This is a genomic window from Bacillus sp. 1A (genome assembly GCF_052682215.1).
Genome location: NZ_JBQYLZ010000001.1, coordinates 942,858 through 961,369, shown reverse-complemented (window position 1 = coordinate 961,369; position 18,512 = coordinate 942,858). Strand labels below are relative to the sequence as shown.

The window sequence follows — 18,512 nt, the reverse complement described above, 5'->3', positions numbered from 1 at the left end:
CTTGGTATCATCCTTAATAGCCAGTTTGTATTGGCGTTCCAACTTAGGTAATCCCCATTTAGTACATTTAGAGATGAGCTTGCTATAGTGTCGGATGCGACTTTCGTCCTTTTCCACCTACAGTGGATAGTTAGTAATGGATCTCTGGGACTTGAGGATGATGACCTCGTCCTTCTATACCATTTAGCGTACACCTGGTAAAATGGTCATTACTACATAACGTTACTAGTTACCTTTCGTCATGGGGTTCGATATCCCCCTTTGGACTATCGTTTAAGCAGTTTAGCTTTCATCCTTGTCTATACGTTTCATCTGGCCATTCAGTCGTAATTTGGTAACTAATTAACTTATGGCTTTACCAACATGCTACACTCCCCGTTCAGTTTCCTTCACGGATAAGTTGGTTGATGATAGGCTTTTGTGAGACCTGAGCCTACAACTTTGCTAGAGTTGAATCTCTAAATGCCCGTATGGGCGCACATGAACATCGAAATCAAAATCAGATGTTCCAAATAAAACGCGTCGTATTAAAACGTTTGAAGCCAAATCTTTTAAGATATTACGTAAACCTTTAACATATTCTTCTTCTCTGTCATAATGCATTGGTTGTCCGCGATGTTTCCCTGATTTATAAACTGCTGGTTCTCCTTGGAAGCCTGTTTTTTCACGAATGGTATTATCAAACCATTCATCAATACCTTTTATAATTTTATATTCATTTTTTTGGTCACGTGAAGCAGCCCCGTTTTGAACAAAATCATATAACTTCTCTACTTGGACCTTTAAAAGCTTATGCATACGATGGACACGTTCTACATCATCATACATCTCAATTAAGTCGTCGAAGGTAACATCTTTTTGTGGGTTGTGTAGTTTTAGTAAATAGATATGTTGTTTAAGGTGGTTACGCTGGGCCTGTTCAAAGAACGCATTGTTAGATTCAGACAAACCTTGAATAACCATTGCGAAAACCTCTGCTACTTTATCAACTGGTCCTCGCAGAATGTTTATATTTTTGGTATCAGGATTAGTTGGATCGATATAGTAAACAGAACTTGCAGGGATCTTATGTACTTGTACCAACTTAAATACTTTTTGACATAAATCATTACTAGGTTCAATAACAGTCACACCATTTAAAAATGTTCCTTTTACTTCTTCTGTATCATAATCATTCTTTTTATACGCTGTTTCAAACTTATTTATGAAACGTACCATCCAGTGTAAATCTTGATTTATCATAGGAATAATTAAACTTGATGTTTTACCAGAACCAATCGGACCAATAATAATTCCATTTAGCGTTCTATCTTTCCCCTTAATACGAACCATCTCTTTATGCTCAATATGAGGCCCAATTTCTACATCAGGATATATTTGTTCTTCTTGGCTATCAAACCATTTTTGTAACTTGTGATTTTTATATTCGTATTTTTGTGCCCACTTTAATATCTCCCCTCGGTAACGAACAATATGGCCACTATACCAAAGTGTAAACAAAATCATAAATACTGTAGGTAAAAATACAAAAATCAAAGTGAGTGTGTGAAAATTTCCTGTTAAGACCTGGCCTATTGCCTCATATTCCCCAAAATTAATATGTTTTGATTTATCCGTGAGATAAGGAATAACCTTTGCATGGATCGGAGCAGTTGCAAACCATAAAAATTGGATATCAACTGCAATGTGAGAGGTAATTAAAATTAACAAATTTCCATTTTTGACATGTAAAGCAGGAATGCGGCTGTAAAACCTAAAGCTAAATTCTCCTAATAGTAAAGAGAAGAACATTAAAATAAGCGGTATATATGTAATTTCTATAGGATAAGACGGTGGTTCAAATGCATAGTAAAGTAACTTTATGTAGTTTACTAGACCGAATCCAAATGAAAAAATAAATCCACTAATTAAGGTGAGTGTAGTAAATAACGGTAACCGTTGTTTAAGTGTCCCCATAGAAAATCACCTACATCTTACAGGTATATTTTAATTTTATGATGGAATGTGAAGCGATTATTGAATTCAGGTTTAAATTGCTCTTTTGATTTTTCTAAAAAGAATTTCGCCGCATCTTCGGTTTGTTTTAAATATAAATCAATACTATTTCTTTCACATAGTTGGTCATATTCTTCTTGAGAAAGTACTGCAATATTCACCTCTATTTTTTTATTTGTTGCCGTTTCAATTATGACATCGTACCAAAAGTAATTTGGCTTTCCTGGAACTTGGATATCTTGTAGAGAAACATAAAACGTTGCACCCTCTTCTGTAATATGTTTAAGTACAAGTTCTGGGTTCTTAAATGCTTCTCTTGCAGAGAGCACTCCCCCATTCGTTGTTGTTGCAAATTGTAAATTCATTATCATTTTCCATCTTTCTCCATATAAAAAAAGACAAGCGACACCCACTGTAAAAACAGCGTGTGTCGCTTGCCTTAATTTCATATGTTCTGATTTGATTGTAGTTTTCATTATATGTTCAAACGTTATTCTAACACTTTAAATAATAAAAAATCAATAAAATTATATAGATTTATATAGAAAATAATAGATTAATATAATTCTACAAGTTTACGTCTTTTCGGATGAATGTTATTTGCAGTACGTACCAGGATCTGTTCATCCGCTTCTATAGTGACACTTTCATTTTGTAAGGATAGCAGTAGAACGTTGTGATAAGCGTTCATTAAAAGAATATCTCTAGGTTTTTCACGTTTCGGATAAATAACAACAAGTGGAACGCCTTCGTCTCCTTCTTTTCTTGAAAATATGACATCGTCTAGTCTAGCAATCATCCGGTAATCATTTTCATTTCCGAAAATAAAGAAGAAATCTTGGATCACATCTTTATCTCTCCTATACGTTCGTCGAAGTCCTCCGTCTATTGGTTCTTTGAAAGTTTGAACCTTTTCAACAAATGCGTAACGCCAATCGGCATCTCCTACTGTACGTTGAGATAAAGATAAAAGAATATCTTGTTCGAAGTTTTGATTATCATCTTTTCCAAGGATGATATCTGAAATTACATCTCCAGCATTTTTAAGTGAGCAGACGTGTACATGTAGATTGGTTTGATTCATTAAAATTTTATGATATTTCCGCATAGAAAATAATAGATTTTTCATCCGCACGTATGGTGGTTCAGCATCTTCTGCAAGAAACATAGATTTGTCGTACATAACAAAAACAACGGTTATATTCTCATTCGTTTTTTGTGCGAATTCTATGTACTTACCTACTTTTTCAACTAAGGTAGTATTTGTTTCTTTACACATATCCATCTCGATATAGATATTTTTACCTTGATATGAAATATGTTCATCAGGAATCAAAGGCAACTGGTCATCCTCAATTTTCATATTTTGTTTCTGGTAAAAAGAACGAATATCCATTTTATATAATAATTCATTGGTTTGAGTTTTCTTTGCAGTCGCTAGAAGAGTACGCATAATGACTTCGCGTGAACATACTGTGTGAAAAGAAGTTGCTCGTGAGTACCTTCTTTTGGAACTTTTTTTGGGAATTCTCCCTATCCCCATTAAAAATTCAATTGTTTTTTCTTTTAAGGAAAATAAGGCGCGTTTCGTAATGCTGTCATCCCTTTTATCTATTTTTTTAGTTAGCATAGCTCCGTATTGTGAGTATCGATCAAGCTTTGTAAATATGCTAGCTTCAGAACATTCTCTTCCCTCAAATGCACTATATAACATTGTGATTTGTCGTGTTGTAAGAGCTCTTTTGTAATATAAAACTGTTAACATAAAAACGTCTGCTTCTTTTAAGTGAAAATGTTTTTTGGTACCTGGACGTTTATATTTATACACTTCTCCGGACAAAGTATACACCTCTTATATTGAATTAGACTTAAATTAAATACTTATCATTTTTAATATAATATTACATTGATGTAGTGGTTGTAAAATAAGAAAATATGAATAAGAGGTTTTGCTTTTCAGAGATACCCTATTTTGTACACCAGAGTTGGGATGGTAACTACTATTATAAATCTATTAAAAATTATGGGTTTATATGAATCTACTAAATCTTTCATGTTGTTAGGCCGATATACTACTAGACATCTAACAAAAGTTATAATGAAATTTTGTTATAAAAATAATGTTATGACGTCCTAACATTTATTAGATAGGAATAATAACATTTTGATTGATTACAATTATTCAAGAATTATAAAGAGGCTTTTGATAACAAAGAGGAGTTTTCTCTATATTTTTTTAGAAAGTAAATTCTTTGTTGAAGTGCCCTCTCCTACTTTTGTTACTGATTCATTGCAAAAATTCAGCTTACTCTTTTAGGTGTTTTATCTTATTATAATTATTAATTCATTTAGACAAAAAATTAATGAGTGTTTCTACTAAATCGTTAGTACGTAAAAAATGTGTCTACATGTGCTTAACATGAAGGTTCCATTCACATGAAATTAATTAGTTGTTAATTTTATATGAAGTTCTAATTGCTATCATCATTCCTACTAAATTAATAAGACTTTTAGTGTAATGTAAGTATCACTTTGATGTTAATAAGAACTTACTGTTAATAATTCCATTTACATAAATGTTATTTTTTCATAGCAGTGATGCAATTTTTTAACATAATACTATTAGAATATCTTAGTTTAAAAGATTATTTACAGGGACCTTCAGAACTATTGCATCAATCAGCTTAACCTTGGACTTTTTTTTAACATGTTAATTATAATTTGAGATGATTTTTGTTGTTCATATGAAATTAACAGCCTCTCCTAATGGCTTTCTAAGAATGACTGAAATTGACAAGGAATTGTATTCAAATGAGGCATGGAGCATATTTTTTTGTTAACATATACATTCATGTGAACTAACAAGTACTAGGTAAAGAACAGCGCATTAACATAACATTAACAATTATCGTCCTTATAAGAGATAGATTCCTTCAAAACAACTAAGTAATAAAAAAACTTAGTGTGAATTGTTATAAGATCTTCATGAAATCTCCTTAGTAACATATATACACGCATATGATAGTAGGTGTTTGAATATTTTAGATGTGATTTATATAAGCCGTATAAGTAAGAATTATATATAAAACTTATTTATACAGCTTATAAAAAATAATATCATATAATTTTTGTGAATAAAATTTAATTTATTGTTGTTATAACAGCGTTTATGTATACGACTTATATATAAATCTTATATATAAGTCGTATACATATTTTTTGAGAGTTTCATGTTAATGAAAAGAAGTGATTTTTCATGTATTTTCATCAGTTTTTTCTATAGTGTTTTATTAACCTTAATTAAAATGTAAATCACATGAAATTTAAGATTGATATAACATATATACGCGTTATATGTACGCTGTATATACAAACCCTTATAAAACATAGATTCTTTATGATTTAATTAATATAGGGCTTATATATAAGTCCTATATATAAGTTTTATTTATAATGACTTGATATACAACGTGTAATGATGTACTATGTTTCTAGGAATAATTAACCAATGCTTTAAGGGGGGGACAACTTGAACGAGGTTTTAAGTGAAAAATATCAAACAATCAAGTTTGCAGATGAAGTAGTAAACATGTTTGCTGATATACTTGAACAAGATGAGATACTCTACAGTGTATTTCTATACATAGGAAACGTAGTAAATAAACAATTTCAAGAGACAAAGTACATGAGAGGCATATCGATTAATGAAATAGTGGAAAATGTAGTTATTGATAGGAGAGTAAAGAAGAAAAAAGGTAAATCCTATTCATTAGAAGTTGAACGTACGAATATATCTAGACGTTCAGCAGAAATAAGTGTGAGTACGCTATCATCAATGTCTTTAATCTATGAAAAGACTATGCATCCATATAAATTTTTAATCTCAACTTATAGAGGGCAACAAGTACTTATTGAGTTAGGGAAAAGAAAAAAGGTAAATAAGGAGAGATAAAATAATGGCAAAAAACTTCTTGAAAAATGAAGTAGCAGTTAAAATGACAATGGTTGGATTTGGTCAAGCTGGTACTAGAATGGTAGATAAATTTGCGGAATATACACATACAGATGGCACAGCAGTATATAATTGCTTAGCACTAAATAGTAATGATGGAGATCTAGCTGAATTAAAAAATGTACCAAAAAGTAATCAAGTTTCACTTAAATTAGGTGGTTTAGGTAAGAACCCTGAGCGTGCGTTAAAAGTTCTTGATTCAAATGAGGAAGCAAAAGATAAATTAAAAGAATTTATTACTGAACGTGTAAGACCTTCTGATGAACTTGTTTTATTCTTTGCAGGTTTAGGTGGAGGAACAGGAACTTCTACAATCATTAAAGCTATTGAAGAATTTTCGGCTTTTCATAATAAACCAGTAATCAGACAAGAATTACAAAAAGTTGCTCAGCAATATCCAATGTCTGAAATCAAAGCAAATCAAGCAAAGTTTGCGAGAATTGCCTTTGAAAATGCTATTGAGCGCAAAGATTTTATTAAAATGGGGATTGTTGTAACACTTCCTGTCCGAGCAGATGGGCCGGATGTATTACGACAAGTAAATAAATTTTCACAGGAGATTTGGAAATTAGCAAATGATAAATCCAAAGGTGTAGCCTTTGTAGTATTTGCTGATAACCAGCACTTCTACGATGAATTTAAGGAATTAAATGAAAATGAGAAAAAAGGTATCGCCAATTCACGAGATTATGCAAATCAACGCATTAGTGAAATCATTCATGAGTTAAATACCGCTGCCAATGGATCTGGTACATCTGTAATACTTGATTCTCAAGACTTTAAGCGTATTTTACTTGAGAAAACGGGCTGTTTAGTAATTAATAAGGTTTCACGTAATATGAACCAGATAGAAAATAGCCATGCAATTATCGAGATGTTCCAAGAATCATTAAGAGGTAGCTCTTTCCATCCCCCAATTGATTTGATGAAGAAGAATAACGACGGTTCTGTAGAAGCGTCAAAAGTACATCATTTTGGTATGCTTGCTATCTTAGATGAGCAAAAAAACATTAATGATTCCTTTATGGATGATGCTAAGGTAGAAGTTTCAAATAATCTACCTATAAATGGTACAGTTTTTAATGGATATTTGGTAAGTAAAAATGATTTCTTAGGAAGTGTATATACGTTCTATAAAACTGATGCATTACCATCGAGATTATCTAAAGGATTAGTTGAAGAATTTAATGAGTTTAAAGAAAGACAAAGCCAAATTCAGTTTACAAAGTCTCAAATTAGTACTATCGAGAGTATTGATGAGGATGAGGATTTAGGTTTTGCATTTGGAGATTTTATCGATATGGGTAGTGACGAAGTAAATAATAATGCTGGAGCAAATGAAGATGAAGATTTAGCAGATTTTCTAGATCCAGATAAGATGTTTGGTACTACAAAATAATAAAAAAGTCTGGACTAAGTTCCAGACTTTTTTATTATTCCACAGAATTCATAAGAGATTTTATATAATCAATTATATTATCCTGTATATACTGTTCAATGAAGAGTTGTTTTTTACCCAAATCTTCCTCTTTTTTAAACCATCCTACCTTTCTAGTACGTTCCTCTGCAGCTTTACTATTCCACAGGCCTTCTGCCTGCTTTCTTAACTCCTGACGTGCCCTATGCTCAATAATGAAATTATCAAGTCTATCTTGGCGTTGTCGTAATTTTATGGTTTCTGCATCTTCGGGTTGTGGTAACTGTTTAAGTATACTGTCTACCCTCTCTTCGTAACGAGACTCAATATGTTTTATTTTTGCTTCTAACTGTTTAGCTACCATTTTTTCAATGATTTCTGCAGTGGCCTGAAGGTTTAATTCAGTAGACACTTCATTTGATTGATTTTCTAGTGATACAGGTCTTAAATCGAATTGGTGTGGTAATAGGTCAATAATTGCATCTAAAGACCATTTCTCATCCCTTTTCTGCTTAATAAATAGAGCAATTTCAAGATCTAATGTATTATAGAGTTTTTCATTTGTATTTTGGGTTCTTAACGTTTCGTGGAGCCCTTTTTCCTCTAAAATATTGAACCAATTATAAACGGTATTGTGATGACGTCCAACTAGTTTAGAGAATTCAGTTATTCGCCATGCCTTTTCAAAAATATTATCATCTAATATGTCATCATCGTTAATTTGATGGTCTTGTGATTCGTTTTTTTGTTCAATCATAGTAACAACCTCCTTAAAAATCAACTCATGAACATTCAATTTGAAATTAACATGTGAACTGAGATTAACATGTTAGGTATTATTTCGCTAATATGTATGAAAATCCCTATGTATTCAGTAACTCACATGAAATATAAAACTAACATGTAATTGAATGTTTGTTAACAGAACATTGATTATTGATATAGAATACGCTTGATTTGTTGATGCTATTGTTACCTCAAAGTATATAAATGGCAATGTTCTATCAATGGATACCGTTATCTTTTATGTTAGCAAGATTACTGATAGTTGCCATGAGATTAACAAAACACGTTACTTAATACTAATGATAAGGAAATATAGGTATTTTGTAAACAAGTTATGAGGAGATAATCAATGATAGTGCGGAAAAATAAGCCGACGTAAGCTAGGGAATTTAAATTGTAATGTATAATAGCTAGAAAAAAAGGTAATAATATTACCAAATTAGTAGTTTTTATAAGAGCAAATATAGCTAGGGATATAGGATTAGAATTGATGTGAATCGACTTTGAGGTTCAATGTTCACTCTATGTCACGATCAATATGATATTTACGAGTATTTTAATAGTGTATGGAATATTTGAGATAGATTTATGTCGCTGTGTTAACATTTGTGATTTTCAAATAATTCCAAGATGTCATTTGTTTAATTTTCAACAGGATAGCTATTGTTAAAGGTGGAAATAATCCAATTTGGACGGAGTTCTAACCCCTACTGACATTAACATGAGATATGAGATTAACATAGAAAAAGTTTTTGGTAGATAAATATCAATGTCTTGTTAACCGAACTATCATTAGTTATCGCTGTATTGGTGGTGTTCGTATTAAAGCACCCTAATTATAAGGGGGGCAAATATATGAAAAGCTCATTCAAATTAACGGAATAAGTCTTTTAACACTCTGTAATATTGCTTAATTTAGTGAAGGAACTAACATACGATTAATTATAAATTGATTCCATTACCAATATCTACCTTCCTATTATTAACATAAGATTGATATTTAAACGCATTACTATAATTTATTGTCAATTTCATGTTAACCAAAAGGATAAAATGTTAATACGGTAGTTTTATATATATTATTGATAAATTGAACTTTGTACATGATTAGAAGTTTTATATCTTGTTAGTAATTAATTTATTTATTATAAATTCATGCCACAGAATTAATAGCTATTAACAATATCCCTATTGTAAACTGTTTTTTATAGGATTATTAATGAGTATTTACACTTAATGTATTAAAGATGTTGATATGAAATTAACATTTATTCTAGGTTTTATGATTACATGTCAATGTCTGTTGATGTGTAAATGTGAGTACGCTTTGCAAAGAGGTTGTTTTTTGTTCATATGACATCAATAACAAAGATAATGTAGTTTTGAGAGTTCAATTGTATATAAAGATTATAGTTTTGTGTACAAAAGCTCCAGGTCTTTTGAAGTGATCATTTAAATATAGTAGTACGCAAAAGGATTGATTGACATGTAAAAGTTAGTTTAAATGAAAGCGGCGAGGATCTGAATGTATAATCCCTTAAATCTACACTGCTATCGTTAACATGAGATTGATATTTAAACACCTCACTATATTCTATTGTCAATTTCATGTTAACTAAAAGAATGAAATGTAAATACAATAGAATATAGATTATTGATAGATTGAACTTTGTACATGATTAGAAGTTTTATATCTTGTGGTAATTAATTAATTTATTATAAGTTCAAGTTACAGAATTAATAGCTATTAACAATGTTTCTATTTAAAAAGCGTTTCCCTATAGAGTTGTTAATGAGTATTTATACTTTTTGCATCAAATTCGTTGATATGAAATCAACATTTACTGCAGGGTTTGTGATTACATGTCAATGTCGGTTGACATGTAAATGTGAGTGCGTATTTCGAAGGGGGTTTTTCTTGTTCATATGACATCAATAACAGGGATAATGTAGTTTTGAAAGTTCAATTGCATATAAAGATTATAGTTTTGTGTACAAAAGATCCAGGTCTCTTGAAGTGATCATTTAAATATAGTAGTACGCTAAATGATTTGAATGACATGTAAAAGTTAGTTTAAATGAAAGTGACAAGAATCTGAATGTATAATTGTTTAATTTAGTGTGTATAATTAACATATAAATAATTATTGGTTGAATCTGTTGCAAATATCCGTACCACTATCATTAACATAAGATTGAATTTAAGTATTGTACTATATTCTGTTGTCAATTTCATGTCAACTAAAAGAATAAAATGTTAATGTGATAGTTTATTAATAGATTGAAATTTGTATTTGATTAGAAGTTTTATATTTTGTTAATAAGTAATTAATTTATTTATTTATTAAATGTTTATATTACAGAATCAATAGCTATTAATAATATTACTGTCAAAACGTTTTTTAGATTGTTGATGAGTATTTGTATTTATTGCATAAAAAACTGTTGATATAAAATTAACATTTCTCTTTGGTTTTTTATTAACATATCAATGTCAGTTGATATGTTAATGTGAGTTTTTGATAAAAAGTGGTTTTTTCTTGTTCATATGACATCAATAACAGAGATAATGGAGTTTGGAAAGTTCAATTGTATATAAAGATTATAGTTATTTGTATGAAAGCTCCAGATCTATTGGAGTAATTTCTTAAATATAGTAGTGTGCTAAAAGAATTTATTGAAATGTAATAGTTTTTCTAAATGAAAGTGATAAAAATCTAAATGTATATTGTTATTAACAGATGGTTATTTATAATTTTTTCTATTAAGAAGTGTATCTTATAAGATGTTAATGATATCTAATATACATACTTATTCTATTAAAATGTTGATATGAAATTAACAATTACCCTTGGATTTTTCTTTACATATTAATGTCGGCTTATATATGAATGTGAGTGTACTTAATAAAATGGGCTTTTATTGTTTACATAATATTAATATGGGGGCGATTGTATGTTAAGTAGTTTTAAAAATTTAATCGTAAATAATATTACGAGATTTTTTTATAATAATTGCAGATTTTAAGTAAATAATCTTCTGTATATTGTATTATTCTAAAAATTGTTTGATTAATATAGAAGTTTGTGTAATTAACTGTATTTTTGAGTTTAGATACATGGAAGTATAGAGAAAGAGAAATAGATATATGTGCACAAGGATGCAATAAAGCTATTGACTTTTAAAAATTATAGCTTTATTCTTATGTGTGAATGACAATTATTCAAGATTAATATACAAATTAATGGATTTAATTTCTAGCTAAACGGACACACCGAAGGCACATAACCTGCCATTGGTGTGTCTTTTTTTGTATATATAACATTTGAGAGGGAGAATCCAGAGCTATGAATGAAATTGTAACCTTGAGTAAAAAGAGATTTACAAAGTATTGTGAGGATAATACAACATTTGAGAAAAGTATTAATCGTATGATAAATCATTATTTTTTGCAGTTAGGTAATAGAACGAATATTCTACAAGAAAGAGAATTTAATAACGAAGTTGAAGAACAAAAATTTAAAAACAATGTAAAACGTTTCGAAACTTTATTCCCAGCAGCAGCTAAGAATGCGTTTTTAAAAGGGTATCAACTTTGCCTAGAGTTTATACATCATCCTGAAACACAAATTTCAGATAATTTATATACTGATCCGAACTTTATGAAAGATCTTCCTTTTACCTTAGCGAATGCATCTGAATTTGAATTATACGAAATTATTCGAACAGATGAAACACAGGAGTTTTGTGTCTTTGCCATACGAACATATGAGGGGATTCGTCCATTACTAGAACAAGTATTTTGTGAAATTGCATTCGCTGGTGCTGAATGTGCTTTTGAACATGAGCGATTGGAAAAAGGTTTTGAATTAGAGAAAGGTGATGTTACCTCGTTAACCCAAGTTCCTGTAGATCGTCTTTTTGCTATTACGCCTTCAATAAATGGAGTTGTTGTGCATGCAGAACAACATTGCGAGATTTGGAATCTAAATTGGAATAGCAAAGTAACGATAGATGATCCTTTTATTGAGGTTGCTGAGGTTACATTTATTCATCAAACAAAGGATATGATTCAAAAAATATTGAAGATGGTGTTTTATACTACAGCATTCTATATCTTGATACACCTTTACATGAGATACAAGACCGATTAGAAATACGAGTAAAACTAAGTTCTGATTTTGGGGCTCCACGTCCAATGGAACAAGTTGAAATGGAGTATATTCTGAATGAGATTATTGGGAAGGTTCATCTTCAGGCACAAATTCCAATTGAAAACATGATTTTAATCCAACGTTAGAGTTTGTAGGAGGTTAACTATGGGGAAAAAATCGTTTTAGCTATTAGTGATACTGTATATACGGCATATTTACGTGAGGATTTTATTGGTACGGGACATGAAGAGAAACGTGAATTGATTATCTTACAGAAACTAAGAGATATTCGCTTTAATCGGGATATTCGTATAGTGGTATTTACAGAGCGTGAAAATGATGATGAGTTTTTGGCGAAACTGATTTATCTAGGTATCTATGACATTTTTAACTCTCGTAAAATTGATATTGATAATAAAGTCATCCCGCAGTTGCTGCAGAAATCAGATATTAAAAATGTAGCGGAGATTGTAGGAGCAAGTCAGGCGCCGCAACAAACGAAATTGCCCGACGTTCCAGTTGGTGAGGAAGAAGAGGGAGTATCAAGTGAATTAGAGGGAGGTAGCAACAATGAATCTGCCTCTAAATCCAAACTATTTAAAAACAAACAAAAGCGTAAGTCTATTCAGGAGGAAACGCCAAAAGCAACAATTATTAAAAAACAGTATAAATTGGCTTTTGAGCCGGTATATGAGAAGCAAATTGGTATTGCTATTCCTAGAAGAACAATTGTTGTGGCCAGTATGAGTAGAAGAAGTGGAGCTACCTTCGTTTCGCATCTTTTAGCTGCTTATTTAAATGAACTACGGATTGATGTGAACTATATAGAGAATCTATATGATGATGGCTATACGTATCCGTTACTAAAGGGATATACAGAAGCACCAGAAAATTATCGTAGTGAATTTATGCTACAGCGGTATAAGGAGATGCTACAGAAGGAATCTGATATATTATCAATTCCAAAATGGAAGCAAGGAAGAATAAATTATATCGTAAAGAATCCTATAGTGGATCAAGAGCTGAAAAACGAAACAGAGCAGGACTTTGACCATTTTATTAAGGTTTTATTGGCCAACCAAGAAGTGAAGTGACCCCTGTCAAGTAGACAGTATTCAAAAAACACAACTAAGCAACCTGAGTTCTATATTTATAGGGACTCAGGTTATTTAGTTTCTTTTGGAACCTTTGGTGATTATAAAAGTGTATATATTTGCGCACAGCAAACTTAACCTCATCAGCTGTGCGAAAAGAGTATAAGTGAAAACACTCTGACTTAAAGTGACTGAAGAAGCTTTCTATACAAGCATTGTCCCAACAGTTTCCCTTTCTGGACATACTAGCCTTCATCTGATATTTTTTGAGTAGTTGATGATATTGACGAGATGTGTACTGGAACCCCTGATCACTATGCAGGAGAATCCCTTTCACGTTTCGTTTTTTTCTTGCCTTTTTAAGTGTGTCTAGTACTAGTTTCAGGTCATTTCTACGGCTAATTTCATAGGCAACAATTTCATTGTTGTATAGGTCTTTAATAGCGGATAAGTACAATCTCTGTCCATTGAAAATCAAATAGGTAATATCTGTTACCCATTTTTCGTTTGGTTTGGAAGTTTGAAAATCCCTGTTCAGATGGTTATCTGAAATCACGTAAGCCTCTTTCTTCCCGTAATAAGGTCGTTTTCTCCTAATAATGGCTTTGATACCTAGTTCACCCATCAACCTTTGTATACGTTTGTGATTAAAATGAAGGTTATAAGTGGCTTTCAGCCAAACTTGTACTCTCCTGTATCCATAAATCTCTTTAAGTTTTTTATGACACTCCAATATCTTCTTTTTTATTTCGGTATCTTCCAATTGTTTTTCAGAAGGCGTCAACTGTCGCTTAATCCATTTGTAGTACCCACCTCTAGTTACTCCAGCGATATCACATAGAATGGTAACTGCATAACCTTTTTCTGATAGCCCTTTGATAGCTTCAAACTTCCTCGTTTTTGGTACAGATTCCACTCCTCCTTTTACATCCCTAAGAGCTTTTTTAACATTGCATTCTCCGCTTCTAATCGTTTCATTTTAGCTTCTGGATCTTCTGGATTGTTTTTTGGTCTACCTATACCTGGACCTTTCGTTTTACCACGTTTTTCTTCTAGTCCTTTGATACCTTCAGCTTCAAAGTGTTTCACCCAACGTCTTACTACCGAGTGATCAATTCCTAATTCTTTAGCAACCGTTTTGTATCCCATTCCTTCTTTCAAGTATAAATCTACTGCTTTTTTCTTAAATTCTATATCATAAGTTACTCTAATTTTGCCCATAGAAAAATCCCCTCCATAGTAAACAGATTAATGTGCTTTCTTTTTACTGTCTACTATAAGGGGATCATATCAATTCGAGTGTCTTTTCCAATAGTTTTTTAGCAGAAGCAACTGCAGCCAATAATAATCAACAAAATAAACAATACAACTAATAAAGCAAATCCTCCAGCAAAACCGCAGCCTTCGCCGCAACTACCACCATATCCCATAACAATAGTTCCTCCTTTAGATAAGGGGGGAAAACTCGGATTCATTGCATGGATTTTAACGGGTTCATTTTACCTTATGTTTTGAAGAAAGAAATGAGCAGGTCCTTTTGAAAATAAAGAAAAGACGCCATTAGGCGCCTTTTCCATAGGTAGATAAGACTTTAGTTTTCCAATCTAAAGAAATTTTGTATCAGCTCTTTGTGAGTATATCATAATATCCGACCAATATATTATGCATTATTACATATTGTTCTAAAACCCTCCCTTTTACAGTTGATAAAATTAAATCCCAAAATTACTAAAATTCAAACAAATATTTCTGCATATGCAAAATATTTACAAAAATTACAAAGGTGATACATTTAAAGTGCAAGTTATAAAAATATTTGAGGAGGAATTATTATGTTTAAGAAATTAGTATTAGGGGCTTTAGCAACTGGGCTTATGCTGTCTGGTGCTACAGGAGCATCCGCAGCTGTAGATACTGATAATAATTTGAATAATAGTAAGAAGTCAATTGCTGCATCATGTGATTATAAGGCTTTTCCTTATGCTAAAAAAGAAGATATGCCTATGGTAGTGATAAAAGATGGAATAAAACATTATTTAAAAGGAACTGTTACAAAGGGTGGACAGTTATACGGGTTATATGAACCTGAATATTGTTAAAAAAGAAAGGACACTCAATGAGTGTCCTTTCTCCGACTTGAACCATCTTAATTTTAATAATATGTATTGGATTCCCATCCAACTATTATTTTACCACGTTAAGTAATATTGGTGTAACTTTTAGATGAATTCATGACGTTTATAAAGACGTTGTACTGTTTTCAGTCCTTTTTATTATCATGTCTATGTGATATATTTATAACATAAAGAGAGAAATATATCACATAGGGGGTTTGTATGAAAAATAAATTAGCATATTTAGGGCTTCTTGGTTTTTTAGGTCCGTTTACATTTTTAGGTAATATTTCATGGGCATATTATTTTTTCGGTTTCTTCTTCTTCTTCTTCGCATATGCAAAAGTAGTACCAGATGAGCTTTTTATGCTGCATGTTCGGATCGCCGCTACAAGAGCTTTTTTCGTAGCACTAGTACTAGGCAGTATACTACTCTTAAGTGTTTTTATATTAGAAAGTTTACATATAATTCGGTTATTCGTTATAATTTCAGTTTTCATACCTTTAGGCACATTTATAATTAATTTAGAGATATTTGAGCGTAGAGAAAAGAAAGGAATGCAAGATGCTACTTAAGACTAGAATAAAAGAATATAGAGTTAGGTTAAATATGTCTCAAGAAGATTTAGCCAAAGAGGTGGGTGTTAGAAGGGAAACAATTGGCAATCTTGAAAATGGAAAATATAATCCTTCATTCAAACTTACTTATGATATAGCAAAGGTTTTAAAAGTGCCTATTGAAGTTCTGTTTTGGTTTGAAGAATATGTTGTGTATAAAAATTAAATTCAGATTTCTAACAAGAGACTCTATTTTATTTAATATTCTTTTAAAATGGAGTCTTTGTAATTACCATTTGGGGTACCCTCGATACTTTTTTATAAAAATGCATATAAGTTATAAGTAATATGAGCAATTATACAAGGAAAAAGTGAATTAGTTTTTTATAAAGAAAAGACACCCTAAGGTGCCTTCCTCCGACTTGAACCACATTCATTTAGTATAAACTTATCCGTATTATCCCTTTGTTATACCTGTAAACACATCCTATAAAACAGAATCGTCTATATACACCAGATTGTTAGTTTACAAAATACAAGAGATTTGAGATCAGTATTAGAGTGACGCCACACTTTCTATAATAATTGATATGTTACGCCTTTCAAAAGAATCTGTTTTATAGAATGTATCCACATTTTTATTTTACTATATGTAATATTTATTTATTGTAATTTTTATGGATATGTATAATTGCATAAAGTTTATAAAAAAATGAGAGTATAATTTGGTATTGTGTAATAAAGATAAGGCCCACCTACGGAAATAGGTGGGTCTTTTGTTGGGTATTACTATCTCATTGCACAAAAGGGAATTTGCATTTAAATAATAGTATATTTTTAAAGTTCTTGTATTGAGAAATAAAGAAAAGACAATCATTGAGTGTCCTTTCTCCGACTTGAACCATCTTAATTTTAATAATATGTATTGGCCCCCATCTAATACAATTGTATCAAGCTGATGCACAGTGACAATTGTGAAATACGATTAACAAGAGAATGATAGTAGTGAAGACACACCTAAAAATAAGGAAGTAGATTCTTACAGGTTGACTACGAATTCATCGACTCATGGTAACCAAAGTAGCTGTAAACAATATCATTAATAGTATTACAATGATATACAATTCGGATTGAGATATCATAATACCAATCATTATGCCATTAATCCTCCCATTGCTCCTGCTACAATCTCATATAATATGGGGATCATATTTTAAAATAGAAATATAATAATACCACTAACAAAAATAACGATCAGGAGTCCTAAAACAGAGGCTGTACTTAAATGGTTTTTACATTATTTGCAAGATATATTTTTTGTTCATTTAAAAATCCAAACAAGCTTATTAATGCATTACGGAGGTTAGCAGGTAAAAACATAAATCATACAGATTTCTGGACTTAAAAAGGGCTACTAAACTATGTAGTCCTTTTTAACAATTTAGTTTCCAAAAATCTATATATTTTGTAATTCGGTTGCAAACTACAAAATTTCTTTTAAAAAGAAATGTACGTACATACACATTATATTTTATTTCATATCGCTCTATCTTTTTTCACAATAGTTTAATATCGTGAAAAATAAAATATTAGGTACGACATCACTTTGTTTTTTATATAGATTTTTAATTAAACTATATATTGAAATTAGTAATAATAAAATGTATTATTGAAAAGCACAATTTATAATTCAAGTAATCAAGACTATGCACCTATAATAATTTGAACATTCAGAAATTATAATATTGTCTAAAAATGAGGTGAGATTCATAGAAACAGTACATATTAAATGGTATGGATTGTATAGTATAAATGATTTTTATAATAGAGAAGAAGCTTCTAAGAAGGGGATATTTACAATCTCTAGAGTAGATGCTAAGAATATAACATTGCTATATATAGGAAAAACCAAAAGAAGCTTTATACAAAAGATAAGGGAACTTAATAAGGAGTGGCCTTTTGATGAGAGCGAATTAAAGATTACATTAGGAATAATAGAATTTCCTAGTGGTGAAATTTACTCTGAAAAGAAGGTAAAAGAGATAAAATCCCTTTTGATTTTACGACATACCCCATTAGAAAACGAAACATCTTTATTATACTATAGAGGGAAATTTAATTTAAAAATTATAAATAAGGGAAGAAGAGGTTTAATTGTTAAAAAGCTTTCTACAGGAGATCTAATGTGGACGTAATTGGAATCACCTTTGAATAAAATTGAAGGTTTCTTAAGTGCCGAAGCTTATCAATTTTTAATGTATTAAACTATTTTGAATAACATATGTCAGATGCTTGAAAAAACAAATTTTATTATGATATGAAATCCTGTATGGAAAGTGTAGTTCATTTCTATTATTTAATAAAAATATTAAGAATTATAGG

At 30.8% G+C, this 18,512-nt stretch carries 13 protein-coding genes and 2 pseudogenes; 8 read left to right on the top strand and 7 right to left on the bottom strand.

The annotated features are described in order from the left end of the window. Positions 1-444: 444 nt before the first annotated feature. From ACUN0F_RS04830 to ACUN0F_RS04820, 3 genes are all read right to left on the bottom strand, one after another. A complete protein-coding gene (locus ACUN0F_RS04830) occupies positions 445-1,956 on the bottom strand; it encodes a conjugal transfer protein TraG (RefSeq protein ID WP_445539195.1) in 1,512 nt (503 codons plus the stop codon). A 17-nt stretch (positions 1,957-1,973) separates the two neighbouring features. Continuing rightward, on the bottom strand, positions 1,974-2,360 hold the full coding sequence (locus tag ACUN0F_RS04825) for a hypothetical protein (RefSeq protein ID WP_445540802.1): 387 nt from the start codon (positions 2,358-2,360) through the stop codon (positions 1,974-1,976). 191 nt (positions 2,361-2,551) lie between these two features. Next, a complete protein-coding gene (locus ACUN0F_RS04820) occupies positions 2,552-3,835 on the bottom strand; it encodes a replication-relaxation family protein (protein WP_445539194.1) in 1,284 nt (427 codons plus the stop codon). Positions 3,836-5,524: 1,689 nt separating this feature from the next. Here ACUN0F_RS04820 and ACUN0F_RS04815 point away from each other — a divergent pair. Both ACUN0F_RS04815 and ACUN0F_RS04810 read left to right on the top strand, forming a co-directional pair. Continuing rightward, on the top strand, positions 5,525-5,947 hold the full coding sequence (locus ACUN0F_RS04815; protein ID WP_016089810.1) for a hypothetical protein: 423 nt from the start codon (positions 5,525-5,527) through the stop codon (positions 5,945-5,947). 4 nt (positions 5,948-5,951) lie between these two features. After that, positions 5,952-7,406, top strand: coding sequence for a cell division protein FtsZ (locus ACUN0F_RS04810; RefSeq protein ID WP_445539193.1), 1,455 nt, complete (start codon positions 5,952-5,954; stop codon positions 7,404-7,406). A 34-nt stretch (positions 7,407-7,440) separates the two neighbouring features. Here ACUN0F_RS04810 and ACUN0F_RS04805 read toward each other — a convergent pair whose 3' ends face one another. After that, on the bottom strand, positions 7,441-8,181 hold the full coding sequence (locus ACUN0F_RS04805; RefSeq protein ID WP_131934951.1) for a MerR family transcriptional regulator: 741 nt from the start codon (positions 8,179-8,181) through the stop codon (positions 7,441-7,443). 3,376 nt (positions 8,182-11,557) lie between these two features. Between ACUN0F_RS04805 and ACUN0F_RS04800 the strand changes: the two are divergent. Both ACUN0F_RS04800 and ACUN0F_RS04795 read left to right on the top strand, forming a co-directional pair. Further along, positions 11,558-12,510 (top strand): annotated as a pseudogene (locus ACUN0F_RS04800) (hypothetical protein). Positions 12,511-12,540: 30 nt separating this feature from the next. Then, positions 12,541-13,449 (top strand): annotated as a pseudogene (locus ACUN0F_RS04795) (hypothetical protein); the annotation flags it as partial. A 43-nt stretch (positions 13,450-13,492) separates the two neighbouring features. Here the strand turns inward: ACUN0F_RS04795 and ACUN0F_RS04790 are convergent. From ACUN0F_RS04790 to ACUN0F_RS04780, 3 genes are all read right to left on the bottom strand, one after another. Beyond that, positions 13,493-14,374 carry an IS3 family transposase gene (locus tag ACUN0F_RS04790; RefSeq protein WP_445539192.1) on the bottom strand — a complete coding sequence of 294 codons (882 nt, stop codon included), beginning with the start codon at positions 14,372-14,374 and terminating at the stop codon, positions 13,493-13,495. 8 nt (positions 14,375-14,382) lie between these two features. Then, entirely contained in the window at positions 14,383-14,679 is a 297-nt protein-coding gene (locus ACUN0F_RS04785; RefSeq protein ID WP_048563396.1) for a transposase, read from the bottom strand. A gap of 98 nt (positions 14,680-14,777) precedes the next feature. Then, positions 14,778-14,888 (bottom strand): YjcZ family sporulation protein, encoded by a 111-nt coding sequence (locus ACUN0F_RS04780; protein WP_000540371.1) that lies wholly within the window; start codon positions 14,886-14,888, stop codon positions 14,778-14,780. Between the two features lie 402 nt (positions 14,889-15,290). Between ACUN0F_RS04780 and ACUN0F_RS04775 the strand changes: the two genes are divergently transcribed. The 4 genes from ACUN0F_RS04775 to ACUN0F_RS04760 all read left to right on the top strand — a co-directional run bounded on the left by ACUN0F_RS04775 (position 15,291) and on the right by ACUN0F_RS04760 (position 18,325). After that, entirely contained in the window at positions 15,291-15,557 is a 267-nt protein-coding gene (locus ACUN0F_RS04775) for a hypothetical protein (protein ID WP_087983654.1), read from the top strand. Positions 15,558-15,794: 237 nt separating this feature from the next. Then, the gene (locus tag ACUN0F_RS04770) at positions 15,795-16,148 is read left to right on the top strand and encodes a DUF3796 domain-containing protein (protein ID WP_445539191.1); all 354 of its coding nucleotides are present in this window, start codon (positions 15,795-15,797) and stop codon (positions 16,146-16,148) included. After that, the gene (locus ACUN0F_RS04765) at positions 16,138-16,356 is read left to right on the top strand and encodes a helix-turn-helix transcriptional regulator (RefSeq protein ID WP_131935142.1); all 219 of its coding nucleotides are present in this window, start codon (positions 16,138-16,140) and stop codon (positions 16,354-16,356) included. Before ACUN0F_RS04770 ends, ACUN0F_RS04765 begins: the two co-directional genes overlap by 11 nt. A gap of 1,534 nt (positions 16,357-17,890) precedes the next feature. Further along, positions 17,891-18,325, top strand: coding sequence for a sodium:proton symporter (locus ACUN0F_RS04760; RefSeq protein WP_131935144.1), 435 nt, complete (start codon positions 17,891-17,893; stop codon positions 18,323-18,325). Positions 18,326-18,512: the final 187 nt, after the last annotated feature.

Bases quoted from the DNA above. Each gene is read 5' to 3' on its own strand.
- ACUN0F_RS04830 (WP_445539195.1), bottom strand. From the start codon at position 1,956: ATGGGGACACTTAAACAACGGTTACCGTTATTTACTACACTCACCTTA.
- ACUN0F_RS04825 (WP_445540802.1), bottom strand. From the start codon at position 2,360: ATGAATTTACAATTTGCAACAACAACGAATGGGGGAGTGCTCTCTGCA.
- ACUN0F_RS04810 (WP_445539193.1), top strand. From the start codon at position 5,952: ATGGCAAAAAACTTCTTGAAAAATGAAGTAGCAGTTAAAATGACAATG.
- ACUN0F_RS04805 (WP_131934951.1), bottom strand. From the start codon at position 8,181: ATGATTGAACAAAAAAACGAATCACAAGACCATCAAATTAACGATGAT.
- ACUN0F_RS04785 (WP_048563396.1), bottom strand. From the start codon at position 14,679: ATGGGCAAAATTAGAGTAACTTATGATATAGAATTTAAGAAAAAAGCA.
- ACUN0F_RS04780 (WP_000540371.1), bottom strand. From the start codon at position 14,888: ATGGGATATGGTGGTAGTTGCGGCGAAGGCTGCGGTTTTGCTGGAGGA.
- ACUN0F_RS04775 (WP_087983654.1), top strand. From the start codon at position 15,291: ATGTTTAAGAAATTAGTATTAGGGGCTTTAGCAACTGGGCTTATGCTG.
- ACUN0F_RS04770 (WP_445539191.1), top strand. From the start codon at position 15,795: ATGAAAAATAAATTAGCATATTTAGGGCTTCTTGGTTTTTTAGGTCCG.
- ACUN0F_RS04765 (WP_131935142.1), top strand. From the start codon at position 16,138: ATGCTACTTAAGACTAGAATAAAAGAATATAGAGTTAGGTTAAATATG.